Source organism: Paenibacillus sp. V4I3, assembly GCF_030817215.1.
Classification (GTDB): domain Bacteria; phylum Bacillota; class Bacilli; order Paenibacillales; family NBRC-103111; genus Paenibacillus_E.
Genome location: NZ_JAUSZA010000001.1, coordinates 5,564,114 through 5,579,127, shown reverse-complemented (window position 1 = coordinate 5,579,127; position 15,014 = coordinate 5,564,114). Strand labels below are relative to the sequence as shown.

Here is a 15,014-nt window from a genome sequence, read left to right as displayed (position 1 = left end):
AACAATTACATAATGTCGTAGATACTAGGTGCCTTTTTGGAGACAAAGAGGGTAACAGGGAATGAGGTGAAACTCCTCAGCGGTCCCGCCACTGTAATCAGGGAGCAACTTTCTAAGAATCCACTCATTTCATGGGGAAGGAAGAAAGAAGCATTGATCTGAGAGCCAGGAGACCTACCTAATATCGTACAGTAGATGTCCTTCGAGGAAAGGGGCTGGTGTAGAATGATATTTTTACAGGATTTTTCTGTCTTTATATCGTAATTTTCTGCGTCCTTGGCCAAAATGGTCAAGGTTTGTTTGGTTTAACGTAATTTAAGAGGAGGAATTTCCGTTGGGGCATGAGATGTTACTAATCATATTTTCATCGTTAATTTTAGGGTTTCGTCACGGAGTTGATTGGGATCATATTGCAGCAATCACAGACCTTGTAGGTGTGGAGACTAGAGCAAAGCACGGGATGCTGCTTGCAACAATGTATTCTTTGGGACATGGTTTAGTCATCCTTGTTCTTGGCTTTATAGCAATTGGATTAGGTAAAAATATTCCTGAATGGATAGATTCCACAATGGAACTCTTAGTAGCAAGTACATTAATTCTTCTGGGCATATGGATGTTTATCACATTAGTTCGCCAATGGAATGGGTTCGAATTACGGAGTAAATGGAGTGTGGCATTAGAAGGACTTCGCCAAATCAAATATGTTATTGCTTCAAAGCTATTAAAGAAAAATATCGTGCAAGTATCTTCATCCAAGAAAACTGTCGGACGTGCGGGTGCATTTTTAGTAGGGATCATACATGGATTTGGGGCAGAAACCCCAACGCAGATTTTATTAATTAGCACTGCAGCTGGGATGAGTACTATATTCTTAGGTGGATCGGTTGTATTCTCTTTCGTCATAGGATTAATATTGTCTACATCCATGATAGCATTACTTGCGGTAATAGGCTTTTTAAAAGCTCGTTTGCGCCTATCGGTATATCGCATTGTGGGATGCTTAACAGCAAGCTACAGCTTAGTGTTGGGTATTATGATTCTGATGCATGTATAGAGCAATAATAAAGGCCCGGGCTAGAAGCCAGGGCCTTTATTATTATGTTTTATTCTGCCATCCGTTGCTTTACGATAATGTTTTTCAAAAAGATCCTTAAATTTCCGGTTACGCTAGTTTCTCCATTGAGTATGCGAAGCAGACTTTTTGCTGTGATATTTGCTGATCCAACATTTATCCGTTTTATTAACTTAGTCCCAGGTGTATTCAACCCATCCAACCCAGTAAAGTAATATTTATATCCTAACTGGTCCCCGATGTCTATAAGGGTTTTATTATACCTTCCATGAGGAAAACAAAATAACTTATCCTGAATCCCCAATTTATTTTGAATGATTTCTTCAGCTTCCTCAAGATCGGCTTTGACACGTTGTTTGTATTCTTCCTCGGTTTCCATTCTGTTCTGATCCTTTAAATAGATTGGATTAGTTAAAGGAGAAACAGGATTTCCGTTTTGATCAACGGAAAAATCATGAGATTTAAGGGTATGGGAGTAAAAACCAAAACCATCCCTCTTCATTGTTTGAATTTCATTCCAGTTCAAAAAAGGAGTTCCAGGATTGGTTCCTAGATAATTTACAATAATGAAATTGGTAGCAGTCATGTTTTGCTGTTTCAACGCGGGATATGCATATTTGTAGAAAGATTCATACCCGTCATCAAAAGTAAGTACGACTGAATCAGGGGGGACAGAGCTTTTACCATTTAGAAAATCGACGAACTCCTTCATTGAAATCACATGATAATGATTAGCCTTCAGCGCTTCTAAATGTTTTTGAAAAGTATCGGGCGTAATTGTATATTCAGATTCCGTAGGGTCGATATGATGATACTCAAGAACTGCAACCCGGTTGCTAAAATGGTATCCGTTATAGTTTTTATACCGATCATTTAATAGTGCATAACAAAATACTAAGAATACGAATGTTATGCAAAAGTATCTTATAAATTTCTGTTTAAACATGTTGTGTAGTCTCCAACTTTCCAAGTTATTATTTGCTTTGGAATGTATGGAGGATAGCTTACTCTAGCTATAATCACTACCTATAAATCCATAGACATATTTCATTGTATTCCTTCTATTGGTTCATTTCAATAAATTTAAAAAATACGAAATCACCATCAAAATTGATATATTGTATGCCCTAATAAGCTGCAATTTCGTTAAGATCATCTCAGAGTAAAGGATTGTCGACGCGGACCGCAAACGAATAAATATGGTTTAATGATGGGGTTTAATTTGACACATATATTAGAGTGAGCTAATATGATGTTCATATTAGTGATTATTAATTTGTTTGGGGGGGAGTCTCAATGAATCAAGATCCAATAGAGCAATTAGATGTTAAAGCCAAATTCATTCGTGGCTTTAGTGATAAGACGCGGCTTCAAATACTGGAATGTATTAAAGATAAAGAAAAGCCTGTATCTCAAATCGTTGACGAAATTCAAGGGAATCAATCGAACATTTCACAGCACCTCGCTTGTTTGAAGGGCTGCGGGATTATTGTTGGAAGGCAAGATGGGAAATATGTGTATTACAGTTTAAGTAATGAGAAGATTAAGGATATGTTACATATGTTCGATACTGTACTATCCCTAGTACACGATGGTGTTACCAAGTGTGATACGGGACTTTACTAAAACGGGGGATTGAGATGTCGGACAAAGAACCGAAATTCAAAAAAAGCCTATCCTTACTGGATGTAAGTGCCACTTCAAATACAAATGCCGGTTGTGAGGATGATTGTTGCAAAATAACAGAAATTCCACAAGTACAAAACACAGAAGACCAATATGGTCAAAAATCAGATTTTCTAATCGGCGGTATGGATTGCCCTTCCTGCGCTTTAACCTTGGAAAAAGCAGTCAAGGGTATCAAAGGGATCAACGGAGTTCAAGTCAACTATAACACAGGCAAAATGCAAGTCGTTTATGAGGATGAAAAAGTCCTTGATCAACTACCGGATACAATAAAAAAACTGGGGCACACCATTGAGGCTGTTCAGAAGATGGGGAATGGGCGAATCTATCACATAGAAGGAATGGATTGCAGTTCCTGCGCTTTCACGATAGAAAAACATATGAAAACCCTCCCTTCAGTCAAAAGTGTAAGTGTCAATTTCTCAACTGGGAAAATGACAGCTGAACACGACAGTTCAGTCGAAGAAATCATCAAAGAAATATCCAAATCCGGTTATAAAGCTACGCTAGTTTCAAGCAAAAGGAAAAGTGATCAGGTCAAAAAAGACAATTCAGGTACAAACCTGATAATTTTTTCTGGAGCCCTACTTCTTTTTGGATTTCTTGGCTCCTTCGCGAATGTATCACCAACCTTTACTACACTGCTTTACGCTGTATCGATAATAATAGGTGGCTATAAACCGGCTAGAAGCGCCTATTATGCTGTGAGAAGCCGTTCATTGGATATGAATGTATTAATGACTGCAGCAGTGCTTGGTGCCGCTGCAATTGGTGAGTGGTTAGAAGGTGCTACGGTAGTCTGGTTGTTTGCACTAGGGAATGTTCTTCAAACGAAGTCCATTGAAAAGACTCGAAATTCGATTCGAAGCTTAATTGACCTAGCGCCTCCTGAAGCATTCGTGAAAAACGGTCAGGAGCTTATCAGAAAGCCCGTAGAGGACATTTCAGTTGGGGATGTCATAGTTGTTAAACCAGGGGATAAAATCCCGTTAGACGGTCTAGTAATTGGAGGAGAATCAAGTGTAAATCAAGCACCAATTACAGGAGAATCCATTCCGGTTGATAAGCAAGTTGGTGATGGTGTATACGCAGGTACAATTAACGAACACGGTTCCTTGGAGATTAAAGTAACCAAGCTGGTTGAAGATACAACCATATCCAAAATCATTCACCTGGTAGAAGAAGCGCAAGAACAAAAGGCTCCTACGGAAGCTTTTGTAGATAAATTTGCTCGTATCTATACGCCAATTGTATTTATTCTTGCACTCGTTGTGATGGTTCTTCCCCCACTTATGGGTTTTGGAACCTGGGGAGAGTGGTTTTATAAAGGATTAGAGTTATTGGTCGTAGCGTGTCCTTGTGCATTGGTTATTTCAACTCCAGTGGCAATTGTTTCAGCAATAGGAAATGCAGCCAAGAACGGGGTACTTATCAAGGGTGGAGCCTTCTTAGAAATAGCGGGAAGGATTTCAGCGATTGCTTTTGATAAAACGGGTACTTTAACGGAGGGAAAACCAAAGGTATCTCAAGTTGTATTAACGGGATCGAGTGAAGTTGAGTTGCTGAGTATTGCTCGAACATTAGAAGAATATTCTACACATCCCATTGCAAAAGCAGTAGCCCAATACGCCAAAGATAAAGGCGTCTCAACCCTTCTAGGTGATAAGTTCAGAAACATCGTAGGTAAAGGTATTGGCGCGATTATAGGAGATAATGAATACTTTGCAGGAAACCTTAAATTGTTTCAGGAACTAAGCGCTTCTCTAGGAGAACTAGAGTCACGAATCTTATCCCTTCAACAAGAAGGAAATACAATCGTTATTATAGGATCAAAAGAGAAGATATACGGTGTTATTGCCGTTGCGGATGCTATTCGTGCTACTTCCGTAAAAGCTCTTAAAGGACTTCAAGCAGTTGGCGTCAACCAAGTTGTAATGTTAACAGGAGACAATGAAGGTACCGCTAAAAAGGTTGCTTCTGCTACCGGGGTAAACCGATTTTTTGCAGAGCTGTTACCCGAAGATAAAGTGAAAGCCATTAAACAACTTCAAGAAGAAGGAAACATTGTAGCGATGGTTGGAGATGGTATCAATGATGCTCCTGCGCTTGCAACAGCCAATATAGGTATTGCAATGGGGGGGGCCGGAACTGACACGGCAATGGAAACAGCAGACATCGTGTTAATGGCTGACAATCTTGAAAAACTACCCCATACTGTTAAATTGAGCCGTAAGGCAATACGAATAATCAAACAAAACATTTGGTTTTCGCTCATCGTCAAAGCTCTTGCTTTGATTTTGATTTTCCCTGATTTACTTACTCTATGGATTGCTGTGATTAGTGATACAGGCGCAGCTTTAATTGTAATTATGAATAGTATGAGATTAGTGAAAGTTAAAGGGTGAAACGAGATAGTTGGATCCAGATCTTTGGCATTTTAAATGATAAAGGTAACTCGATTCAAAGAGTTAAGATTGTTGCTTCTTTTCGGACGTAGAGAGCACTACTATTTGAAGCCAAGAAGTTGGCTCATTAGTTGTGCTTCTTTTATTTGAACAAAATAGCCAATTATTTGGGAACCACATAAGCTTTTTACTATTATCGAAACTTCACAAATCCAACAAATTTATTGTGTAAGATAAAGACCAACGAATCAAGTTCTTTAGGAGGGTTATGATGGTAGCGATTTTAAGTGTGGTTTTGACTTTGCTTTTCACAGGTTACAATGTTTTTTACACCTACAAGCGAAGAGAAAAACTAACGTGTATGGCTGGTATGATGATTGCTATGACTGTTGGTATGATGTCTAGCCTCGCACTCGGGGTTGTATTAGGCGTTGTTCTCCAGCACGATTTAACACTCTCTACTATAATCGCAGTTTTGTTCGGGATGGGAGCAGGGTACTTAACAGGAAAGCCCATCAGTTTAATGGCAGCATTGGATGGAATGATGGCAGGAATAATGGGCGGTATGATGGGTGCTATGCTTGGGGTAATGCTCGTTGTTTCAGATTCGATTGTATTATTTATCGATGTCATTTTTATTTTCGTAATGAGCGTTCTCATTCAGTTAATTGATGAAGAAACGGGTAAAGCGAAGGCAACTAATGAAGGTGTTAACAAACCGTTTTTCGGAAGTGCGTTAACGCTTTTTGTAGGAATTGTAATAGTAGGTGTGGTACTCCTTTTTCAATATCAAGGAAAGGTATCATCAGCCAGTCAATCACTAGGCTTGCAGCCTGAAGCACAGACCACCTCTCAAGAAAACGAAGGCTATCAAATTGCTACTGTCGATGTAAAATCTAATGGTTATGGTCCTGAAAATATTGAAGTAAAAGCCGGTGTTCCGACGAAAATTGATTTTAAAACACAATCAGGTATTAGTTGTACAAAACACATTGTTTCTCATGAATTGGGAATAGATGTGGATCTTAAGAAGGGAGAAAACTTCATAGACCTGAATGACTTGAAACCCGGAACGTACCGATACACGTGTGGAATGTACATGTATGGTGGGACTATCACCGTTAAATAATATCTTAAAATTTAAGGAGGGCTTTATTATGCAACAAGTTATTAATATCTTGGCTCTACTCGCTTGTCCCTTAATGATGGTATTCTGTATGGGCGGTTTGTTTAGAAAAAACAAGAGTTGTCACAAGGACCAGAATCAAAACGATTTGTCTGAAAAAGTAGATGCATTACAAAAACAAAATCTAGCTCTTATCAAAGAGATGGAATCGATTAAGAATCAAAGGAATGTTGTTTAATGATACCCTTTCGGGTGGTTTCATTTTTACTTCTGAGTTAGGGGTAGGGACTTTAATGTTAAAAAAATGGGCCTATGTAGTTATTATCCTCATCGTTATGATATTTCCCATTCAAATTGTTTCGGCTCATTCGCCAATTGAGAAGCGAGTTCCGGAAAAGGATGCTGTTCTTCAAGTCTCTCCGGAGAAAGTAGAGTTATTCTTTGAGGAGTCAGTTGAAATACACAGAAGCTCCATTATCGTTCGTAATGTTGCAAAAGAAGAGGTTCAAGTTGGAAGACCTCAGCTTGACCCAAGTGACGATCGACACATACTTATTGATGTAAAAAAGAACTTATCACCTGGAATTTATAATGTTGATGTCGATGTCATTTCCATTGATGGACACGGACTGAAAGAATCATATTCTTTTGAGTTAAAAGAACCTCCAAAAGCAAATAAAGATATGCCATCTTTAACATTGGATCGAACGTTCCCTGAAGATGGAACAATTCTGCAAGAATCTCCCAAACAGATTGACTTATGGTTTTCAACGCCAACTGAGCTGTCTGTTTTTGGGTTGTTGGATGATAAACAACAATCTTTGGATACGAAAAAGCCATACGCCGACCCTAACGACCCCAAGCACTATATTATTGAATTAAGCGGGACGTTAAAGGAAGGCAGCTACTCTTTAGTTTCTTATGCCAAGACAGTTGATAAGGAAGATTATAAGATTAACTATTTTGCTGTAAAAAATGTGACATCCATAACGGGTTCGGCATCCTCTTCGAATGATAGCATTTGGAAACACATTGATTTCCTGCAGTTCGCTCATTGGCTAAGTTATTTAGGTATGTTCTTACTTAATGGGAGTAGTTGGTTTCGAGCCATAATAAGCGCGCATAAAGAAACATGTCTCAAATGGAAAAAGATTTCACCATACGTTTATATGTTAAGTAGCGCCGCGATATTGCTCGAGCTGATTTTAAACAAATTCCAGTATTCCGAAGTTGTCATCCGGGACTTTATCACATTCAATTTTATATGGATTCCGATAATTCAATTGATTCTTCTGACAATTAGTTATTTTGTAAGATGGCATAGGGGCAAACAGATCTTACTGATCCTGGCTTTATTGTGCTTTGCTTTAACCGGACATTCCGTGGCTCCACCGTACGGAGGGATGTTGGGCGTTGTTCTTGACTTTCTTCACTTATTGGCAGCATCCATATGGGTTGGGGGATTGTTCGTACTATTCTTTATGGCTCCGAAAGAAAACACAGCTTCTTGGTTAAAGGAAACAACAAAAGTCTTCTCCAAGTGGGCTTTGTGGAGCATCGTTGTGATTGGATTTACCGGTGTTTGGATGACATTTAAATTTGTTCCGTCCTTTACGTTCAGGAGTATGCTCCAAAGCTACTGGGGAGAGGTATTGCTTGCCAAAATCGTTCTCTACGTTGTGATAATTGGTCTTGGTTACTGGCAACGTAAATTGTTGCTTCGATGGGTTGAAATATTGGTTACCGGTTTCCGAAAGTTGATAAGAATTGAACTTGTGATCGCGACTTTATTATTACTTTTAGCTGGATTATTGGTCGATTTATCGCCCAAAGAAGCAGAGCAAAGTATATTCCCCAAAAAGCAAGTTCAACAAGGGATTGAGGCTAAATTGATGATTACCCCTTTACAAGCGGGCGCAAACGACATAAACATTGGATTTGTAAATACGCCAGACATAAAAAAGGTCCGTGTGAAATTTTATTCGACTAATGGGTGGTCAACGGAAAATTCAGCATTTCATTTAAAAGATGGCGTGTTTAAACTTACTGGAAGTTTCTTTCACGGAGCTGGAACGATAAATATGGATGTTCAAGCGATAAAGTCGAATGGCGATAGGGTTGTTTTTCCATACCGAATTCAAGTTCCAGGTGTAATGGACACCAATAATTCATAACATCCATCACAATTTCAACAAATTTCTTGGATATAATGAATGGGATGAGGATGGTGGAATATGAGGGTTATATTATTTACAATTGCTGGATATCCCATAAGGTCATATGGTCTCCTTGTGGCGATTGCTATTATTTTAGGACTTGGGGTCGCTTATTATCTGGCGAAAGGAACCAAGTATCGAGAACATCTTGGAAATATTGTTTTTTATGCCGTAATCGGTGCCATTATTGGGGCTCGTTTTTGGCAAGTTTTTTTCTTCGATTGGGCATATTATTCGCAACACTTGGGGAAAGTCATTGCGATATGGGAAGGCGGACTATCTATCCAAGGTGGTTTAGTGGGAGGTTTTATAGGCGGAGCTATCTATACAAAACTCAAGAAGCTAGATTTTTGGGAAATTGCTGATATCTTGGCTCCTGCTATCGCCTTTGGACAAGGGGTTGGAAGAATCGCTTGCTTGCTTAATGGAGATGCGTTCGGTTCACCTACAGGCTCCAATTTCGGGCTTGTATATCCACCGGGAACGATTGCTTATGAAACTTATGGTTCTGTGCCTCTGTTTCCAGCGGAGGTATGGGAAGGGCAATGGGATTTTGTTATATTCGGATTGCTGCTCATTTTCAAAAATCGAACGTGGTTTAGAGGATTTACTTTTTTAACCTATAATATATTGTACGCTCTGGGAAGATTTATGCTGGAGTATCTTCGCGGCGATACGCCAAGATTTTTATTTCATTGGACAGCGGCACAATGGACAAGTATGACCATTATTGGTTTATCTGTACTTCTGATGGGTTACTTTTACGCAAGGTCTAAATTGCAGGTAAAAACGGCTTGATACTTGGAGGATTTATGGCACACGTTTTGGTGGTCGATGATGAAAAAAATATGCGCAACCTCCTTCGCATTTATCTTTCCAAAGAGGGATTCGAGGTTACAGAGGCTGAGGACGGTTATCAAGCGCTCGAGCTTCTTAAACTGCATGCTTATGATCTTATCATCTTAGACATCATGATGCCTGGTATAGATGGATGGGAAGTATGTCGGCAAATTCGTGAAAACAGTCAAATTCCGATACTTATGTTGACAGCTCGTTCCGAAACAAAAGATAAAGTCCAAGGATTGAAATTAGGCGCAGACGATTACTTGGTAAAACCGTTTGAACATGAAGAGCTTGCTGCACGTGTGAATGCTCTCCTAAGGAGAGCTAATTTGTCGGGTCCATTCATAGAATCAACGGCTGTCATCCGTTATTTTGAAATGAGTATTAATCCCGAACGTCGTGAGGTCACTATCGGTGAGCAGATGGTAGACTTGGCCCCTAAAGAATACGATTTATTATTTTATATAGCAAGTCATCCAAGAAAAGTTCTAACAAGAGAATTATTGTTAGATCAGATCTGGAGCCGAGATTATTTGGGTGATATTCGTACCGTGGATACGCACGTTAAAAATGTACGAGAGAAGCTTCGTAACGCAGGTTTTACTCATAATCCTATTCAAACCGTTTGGGGTGTGGGCTATAAATTCCAAGGAAATGAAGCCAAATGAAATGGAATCGAGTGGTTGTTAAATTAGGTAGTACGATCATTATTCTTTTTCTTGTTGTACTGCTGCCAATGGGATTCGTTATCAATCAGATTTTAACTAGCTTTTACCAAAAGAATATTCAAGACAATATTAAGGCACTATCTACTCGCTACGCACAGGCTTTATCTGATGGTGCTTCAACCGCCCAAACCATTAAGACCATTGCGGAGTTTTCCGATGTAAAGTTTTTTATTATCAATAATACGGGAAAGATTATTGCCAACTCTGGATTGATCACAATTACAGAGGATGCATCTCTCCCTGACAAAGATATTGCTCCTCTCTTTGAAGGTAAATCATTATCAATGGATTATGAAGAACCAACCACCAGTAATCGTTATATGGTTTATGGAAGTCCTGTTATGCTTGAAAATACAGTAGTCGGTGGTGTATTTGTTCTCTCATCCATTGAGGGAATGCATCAGTCTATTCAAAATGTACAGCGTTTATTGCTTCTATCGGGATTTGGAGCGTTCTTATTGGCGCTCGGTTTTACTTTTGTTCTCTCCAAGAAGTTGTCGACTCCTCTTATTCAAATGGAGCAAGCAACACGGAGAATCGCAAAAGGAGATTTGGGCACTCGAGTTCGTTTGAAATCCAATGACGAAATCGGTTCGTTAGCACAAGCGATTAATGAACTTGCTTTGGATTTAAAAAATTATCGAGATACGAGAAATGAATTTTTTTCTAACATATCACACGAATTACGTACACCCATCACCTATGTAGATGGCTATGCGAAAGTTCTGAAGAACAAACTTTATCAAAATGAAGCAGAAAAAGAACACTATTTGGACTTAATTGCTTCGGAATCCAATAGGTTGACGCTATTGATTGAGGATTTGTTCGAACTTTCCAAGATGGAAGAAGGTAAGGTTTCATTAGAAATGGAATGGATTGACCTTACAGAGGTTATGGAGAATGCCATTCATAAATGCAGGTTGAAAGTAAACGAAAAAGGATTACAACTGGACTATCATTTTGACAAGCAATTACCTCTCATTTATGGTGATGGCTTACGAATGGAGCAAGTCTTTACGAACTTATTGGAAAACGCAATTCGTTATACCAATGAAGGTCATATTCACGCAGCTATTAACAAGGAAAATAACAAAGTCTCTATCCTCATTGAAGACACGGGCTTCGGCATTCCGGAAGAAGAGTTATCCCAAATCTTCAATCGGTTTTATCGAGTTGAAAAATCAAGGTCACGAGAATACGGTGGTTCGGGGTTAGGGTTAGCTATAGTAAAAAAGCTTATTGAACTTCAAGGTGGTAACATACAAGTTTCGAGTGAACTTAATAAGGGGACACGATTTGAAATTGAATTTATTGTTCCAACTTCTCCTGGCGGAGGTGTTGAAAGTGAAGTTGGCTGATTGGTTTATTGCTTTAGCTTTAGTGTTAATGGGAATTGGTTGTTTAACGATGTCAGCTTCGTGGATGATGGGCTCAGGTTCCATTCTTCGTTACTTAAATAATTTTTTCAACGTTTGTATGTGGATTGGCATTCCACTGATCGTAATGGCAATCGTTTATCTTATTATCAAGTCAAGAAAAGGGGGAAGAAAATGAAATATAAAGGAATGCTTGTTTCAATAGTAGCAGCTTCTTTCATGCTGTCTGCTTGCTCTAACTCTACTTCCAAAGTGACTATGGAACATATTCACGGATTGGGTTATACAAGTGACGGAAAACAAATTTTGATTCCTGCACATACAGGTTTGGTTGCATACTCGGTGGGGAAATGGAGCAATGTCGATGCTCCGAAAAACGATTATATGGGCTTTGTCGCAGTTGATAGTGGTTTTTATAGTAGTGGTCATCCAGGACAAGGTTCTAAACTGAAAAACCCACTTGGAGTCGTAAAAAGCACTGATGGGGGGAAATCATTGACTATACTTGATTTTGAAGGTGTAAGCGACTTTCACGCAATGACAGTTGGTTATAAAACACACACGATTTATGTATTCAATGAACAACCAAATACAAAAATGAAATCTACTGGGTTGTATGTTTCAAAGGACGAGGCTAAGACGTGGAATAAGTCTGAATTAAACGGTTTTTCTGGAGAACCATTAGCAATAGCAACTCATCCATCTGACGACAAGGTTGTTGCACTTGGAAGCAAAGAAGGACTTTTTCTTTCTAAAGATTCCGGAAACCATATTGAAAAATTGATATCCGGGTTAGTAGTTACATCCCTAACATTTAGCAATAACGGTGAGTTATTTGTAGCAGCGGCAAATTCTCCAACAATGTTACAAATCAATGTGAGTAGTAAAGATAAGAAAGAAATCAAACTTCCTACATTGGATAAAGATGATGCTATCTCTTATATTGCTCAAAATCCAACAGATCATAATGAATTAGTGTTGGCAACTTACAAAAAAGATGTATTTATAAGTAAAGATGCAGGAACGAAATGGACCAGAATTTCCGACAAGGGTAACGGAATCTCGAAGTAAATAAAAACTGGAGAAAAGGAGGAACTCACTTGAATCAGCGAATCCTCCAATGGGTAATGGTTGTCGTGATTGTAATTTTGGCTAGCGTAACTATTATTTCTCAAATATATAAATCATCATCACCTATCCAAGAAAAAACATATGCTGCTAATTTTCAATTGAAGACATTAGACGGACGTGATTTATCACTTAGTGATTATAGAGGTAAAGGGGTCGTCCTTAATTTTTGGGGAACTTTCTGCAAGCCTTGTCGTGACGAAATGCCGGCATTAGAAAAAGAATATCTAAAATACAAGGACCAAGGACTTGTGATCATCGGTATGAATGCTAGCGAACCCCAAAAAACGGTTTCTGCTTTTGTTAAGGAACTAGGAGTCGATTTTCCGATTGTATTAGATCCAGGATTGAAGGTGGCCGATATTTATCAAGCAAATGCACTGCCACACTCAGTATTTATTCAACCTGATGGACAGATTTCTCATATAAATCTTGGGCAAATGGATGAAAAGACAATAGAAACTTTAATAAAACCAATTTTACCAAAATAAAAAAGAGCCGCTATATCGGCTTTAGGATTTCCACATTTCATAGTTCACAGTGAGGTTGTTATGCGTAACAAAGTTATTCCACTACTTGCATTTTTTGCTCTTCTATTTCAGAACCACATTGCTTTAGCTCATTCGCCCATTGAAAAAATGTTACCGCAAGCAGGAGCTGTTTTAGAGAATACACCTGCCCAAATTGAACTTTGGTTTGAGGATCCTGTTGAACTATTTCAAGGTTCGATTGTTGTAATTGGCGAACAGAATACTAATGTTACGCTTGAAAAACCTCAACTTGATCCAAATGATAAGCGTCACGTTATAGCGGCGTTTCCGAATCAACTATCTCCAGGTAAATTTTCAGTAAAGATTGAAGCCATTAGTTATGACGGACATCAAGTTAAGGAGAATTATCAGTTTGAAGTTAAGAAGCCGGTTCGCTCACAAGCAGAGATGCTTCGAAATTTTAAATTGGAAAGGTCAAGTCCAGGAGATGGCACCATCTTATCCGAATCTCCTGAACAAATCGAACTTTGGTTTACAGATGCGACCAATGTAACGGTTTTTGGTGTTTTTGATGACCAAGATAAAGTGGTTCCTATAGGAGAGCCTGTTCAAGACCCTGCAAACCCCAATCACTTTACCGTAAAAATGAATAGTCAGCTTCACAAGGGAACCTACTCTGTTCATTGGTATGCGACTGTAGGTCAGTTTGAGAAAAATAGTGTTTATTATTTCGCAGTTCAGGAGTATACGCCGTTAAAAGGTTCTAATGGTATCTCAAAAGACTCTATATTTAGTCATGTTGGTTTTCTACAGTTTGCTCATTGGCTTGCTTTTGTAGGGCTGCTGTCACTGGCAGGTGGAAGTTTGTTTGAATTATTCGTGGCTAGAGGAAGAGGAAATGTTCCGCGTTGGAGAATGGCTTCAAATTTATTTTATAGTATAACTGCTCTCGGCTTCATCGTTGAGTTCATTATGAACAGAATCAATTATATGCAAGTACAGTGGAATGAATTTTTCACATTCTCGTTTATATGGATCCCGATCATTCAGATCATCCTTCTGACAATGGGATTTTGGATTTTCAAAAGAATCATTCGATTAACATTACTTTTAATTACTGTTTTGCTATGGACTTTTACTGGGCATTCTTCCACCCCGAGCTACGGTGGAACATGGAGTATTTTATTGGATGGATTCCACTTGTTAGCTGTATCTGTTTGGTTAGGTGGTTTAATCGGCTTATTATTGATGATACCAAAAGAAAACTCATTGGATTGGCTTAAAGTCGTAGGAAAAACGTACTCAAAATGGGCATTAGGAAGTATCCTTATTATCGGAATAACGGGATTATTGATGTCGAACAATTATGTAACCTCATATAGCATTGAATCTTTCCTCGCTAGCAATTGGGGTAAACTCATTGTTATAAAAATGGTTTTATTTATTGAAATATTATTCATTGGCTTTTTACAAATGAGATATTTAAAGAAATTTTCTATAATGGGCTTACGCCTGTTAAAGCAATTGAAGATTGAAGTTTATGTCGCTGGTATCATCCTAGTTGTTGCTGCTGTATTGATTGATCTTTCACCAAAAGAGGCAGAACAAGGGGTATTTCCCAAAAGCGCAATAATAAAAGAAGTGAAAGCTACTATTGGAATTACACCCTTGAAAATGGGGACAAATGAGATCTCTATCCGGTTTGACAATCAATTAGATTTTAAACAAGTACGTGTTAAATTTACGATGCCTCCTGATTGGATTGTCGAAGATACTGCGTTTTCGTTGGGTAACGGTGAATACCGTCTAACGGGAGATTTTTTGCACGCGGCTGGAGTTGTTCAAATGGAAGTTCATGCAGTCACGACTCAGGGAGAAGAAATTACTTTCCCATTTGAGATACGTATCCCTGGAGTGATGTTTTAAGACTAAAGAAATCCCCC

The 15,014-nt window shown here is 38.7% G+C and carries 14 protein-coding genes and 1 riboswitch; of the genes, 13 read left to right on the top strand and 1 reads right to left on the bottom strand.

Annotated elements, in window-relative coordinates:
• The first annotated feature begins 9 nt into the window (after positions 1-9).
• Positions 10-196, top strand: a riboswitch (cobalamin riboswitch).
• A 138-nt stretch (positions 197-334) separates the two neighbouring features.
• A complete protein-coding gene (locus tag QFZ77_RS25875; protein ID WP_307443714.1) occupies positions 335-1,054 on the top strand; it encodes a HoxN/HupN/NixA family nickel/cobalt transporter in 720 nt (239 codons plus the stop codon).
• Positions 1,055-1,103: 49 nt separating this feature from the next.
• Here QFZ77_RS25875 and QFZ77_RS25870 read toward each other — a convergent pair whose 3' ends face one another.
• Positions 1,104-2,018, bottom strand: a complete 915-nt coding sequence (locus QFZ77_RS25870) for a polysaccharide deacetylase family protein (protein WP_307443713.1) — start codon at positions 2,016-2,018, stop codon at positions 1,104-1,106.
• Positions 2,019-2,368: 350 nt separating this feature from the next.
• Between QFZ77_RS25870 and QFZ77_RS25865 the strand changes: the two genes are divergently transcribed.
• The 12 genes from QFZ77_RS25865 to QFZ77_RS25810 all read left to right on the top strand — a co-directional run bounded on the left by QFZ77_RS25865 (position 2,369) and on the right by QFZ77_RS25810 (position 14,997).
• Positions 2,369-2,698, top strand: a complete 330-nt coding sequence (locus QFZ77_RS25865; RefSeq protein ID WP_307443712.1) for an ArsR/SmtB family transcription factor — start codon at positions 2,369-2,371, stop codon at positions 2,696-2,698.
• 14 nt (positions 2,699-2,712) lie between these two features.
• Positions 2,713-5,163 (top strand): heavy metal translocating P-type ATPase, encoded by a 2,451-nt coding sequence (locus tag QFZ77_RS25860; RefSeq protein ID WP_307443710.1) that lies wholly within the window; start codon positions 2,713-2,715, stop codon positions 5,161-5,163.
• Positions 5,164-5,431: 268 nt separating this feature from the next.
• Positions 5,432-6,292 carry a cupredoxin domain-containing protein gene (locus tag QFZ77_RS25855; RefSeq protein WP_307443709.1) on the top strand — a complete coding sequence of 287 codons (861 nt, stop codon included), beginning with the start codon at positions 5,432-5,434 and terminating at the stop codon, positions 6,290-6,292.
• A 28-nt stretch (positions 6,293-6,320) separates the two neighbouring features.
• Complete coding sequence (locus QFZ77_RS25850) at positions 6,321-6,527, top strand: DUF2933 domain-containing protein (protein ID WP_307443708.1); 207 nt, start codon at positions 6,321-6,323, stop codon at positions 6,525-6,527.
• Positions 6,517-8,463 (top strand): copper resistance protein CopC, encoded by a 1,947-nt coding sequence (locus tag QFZ77_RS25845; RefSeq protein WP_307443707.1) that lies wholly within the window; start codon positions 6,517-6,519, stop codon positions 8,461-8,463. Before QFZ77_RS25850 ends, QFZ77_RS25845 begins: the two co-directional genes overlap by 11 nt.
• Before the next feature lie 60 nt (positions 8,464-8,523).
• Entirely contained in the window at positions 8,524-9,303 is a 780-nt protein-coding gene (gene lgt, locus QFZ77_RS25840; protein ID WP_307443706.1) for a prolipoprotein diacylglyceryl transferase, read from the top strand.
• 14 nt (positions 9,304-9,317) lie between these two features.
• Positions 9,318-10,016 carry a response regulator transcription factor gene (locus QFZ77_RS25835; RefSeq protein ID WP_307443705.1) on the top strand — a complete coding sequence of 233 codons (699 nt, stop codon included), beginning with the start codon at positions 9,318-9,320 and terminating at the stop codon, positions 10,014-10,016.
• Positions 10,013-11,434, top strand: coding sequence for a sensor histidine kinase (locus tag QFZ77_RS25830; protein ID WP_307443703.1), 1,422 nt, complete (start codon positions 10,013-10,015; stop codon positions 11,432-11,434). The genes QFZ77_RS25835 and QFZ77_RS25830 overlap by 4 nt, the downstream gene beginning before the upstream one ends.
• The gene (locus tag QFZ77_RS25825) at positions 11,421-11,630 is read left to right on the top strand and encodes a hypothetical protein (RefSeq protein ID WP_307443701.1); all 210 of its coding nucleotides are present in this window, start codon (positions 11,421-11,423) and stop codon (positions 11,628-11,630) included. Before QFZ77_RS25830 ends, QFZ77_RS25825 begins: the two co-directional genes overlap by 14 nt.
• A complete protein-coding gene (locus QFZ77_RS25820) occupies positions 11,627-12,523 on the top strand; it encodes a F510_1955 family glycosylhydrolase (protein ID WP_307443700.1) in 897 nt (298 codons plus the stop codon). Before QFZ77_RS25825 ends, QFZ77_RS25820 begins: the two co-directional genes overlap by 4 nt.
• Before the next feature lie 29 nt (positions 12,524-12,552).
• On the top strand, positions 12,553-13,071 hold the full coding sequence (locus QFZ77_RS25815) for a redoxin domain-containing protein (protein ID WP_307443698.1): 519 nt from the start codon (positions 12,553-12,555) through the stop codon (positions 13,069-13,071).
• A gap of 60 nt (positions 13,072-13,131) precedes the next feature.
• Positions 13,132-14,997, top strand: coding sequence for a copper resistance CopC/CopD family protein (locus QFZ77_RS25810; protein WP_307443696.1), 1,866 nt, complete (start codon positions 13,132-13,134; stop codon positions 14,995-14,997).
• Positions 14,998-15,014 lie beyond the last annotated feature (17 nt).

What these genes read in the sequence shown, in the direction of transcription:
- QFZ77_RS25870 (WP_307443713.1), bottom strand. Translation starts at nt 2,018, where the DNA reads ATGTTTAAACAGAAATTTATAAGATACTTTTGCATAACATTCGTATTC.
- QFZ77_RS25865 (WP_307443712.1), top strand. Translation starts at nt 2,369, where the DNA reads ATGAATCAAGATCCAATAGAGCAATTAGATGTTAAAGCCAAATTCATT.
- QFZ77_RS25860 (WP_307443710.1), top strand. Translation starts at nt 2,713, where the DNA reads ATGTCGGACAAAGAACCGAAATTCAAAAAAAGCCTATCCTTACTGGAT.
- QFZ77_RS25855 (WP_307443709.1), top strand. Translation starts at nt 5,432, where the DNA reads ATGATGGTAGCGATTTTAAGTGTGGTTTTGACTTTGCTTTTCACAGGT.
- QFZ77_RS25850 (WP_307443708.1), top strand. Translation starts at nt 6,321, where the DNA reads ATGCAACAAGTTATTAATATCTTGGCTCTACTCGCTTGTCCCTTAATG.
- QFZ77_RS25845 (WP_307443707.1), top strand. Translation starts at nt 6,517, where the DNA reads ATGTTGTTTAATGATACCCTTTCGGGTGGTTTCATTTTTACTTCTGAG.
- lgt (WP_307443706.1), top strand. Translation starts at nt 8,524, where the DNA reads ATGAGGGTTATATTATTTACAATTGCTGGATATCCCATAAGGTCATAT.
- QFZ77_RS25835 (WP_307443705.1), top strand. Translation starts at nt 9,318, where the DNA reads ATGGCACACGTTTTGGTGGTCGATGATGAAAAAAATATGCGCAACCTC.
- QFZ77_RS25830 (WP_307443703.1), top strand. Translation starts at nt 10,013, where the DNA reads ATGAAATGGAATCGAGTGGTTGTTAAATTAGGTAGTACGATCATTATT.
- QFZ77_RS25820 (WP_307443700.1), top strand. Translation starts at nt 11,627, where the DNA reads ATGAAATATAAAGGAATGCTTGTTTCAATAGTAGCAGCTTCTTTCATG.
- QFZ77_RS25810 (WP_307443696.1), top strand. Translation starts at nt 13,132, where the DNA reads ATGCGTAACAAAGTTATTCCACTACTTGCATTTTTTGCTCTTCTATTT.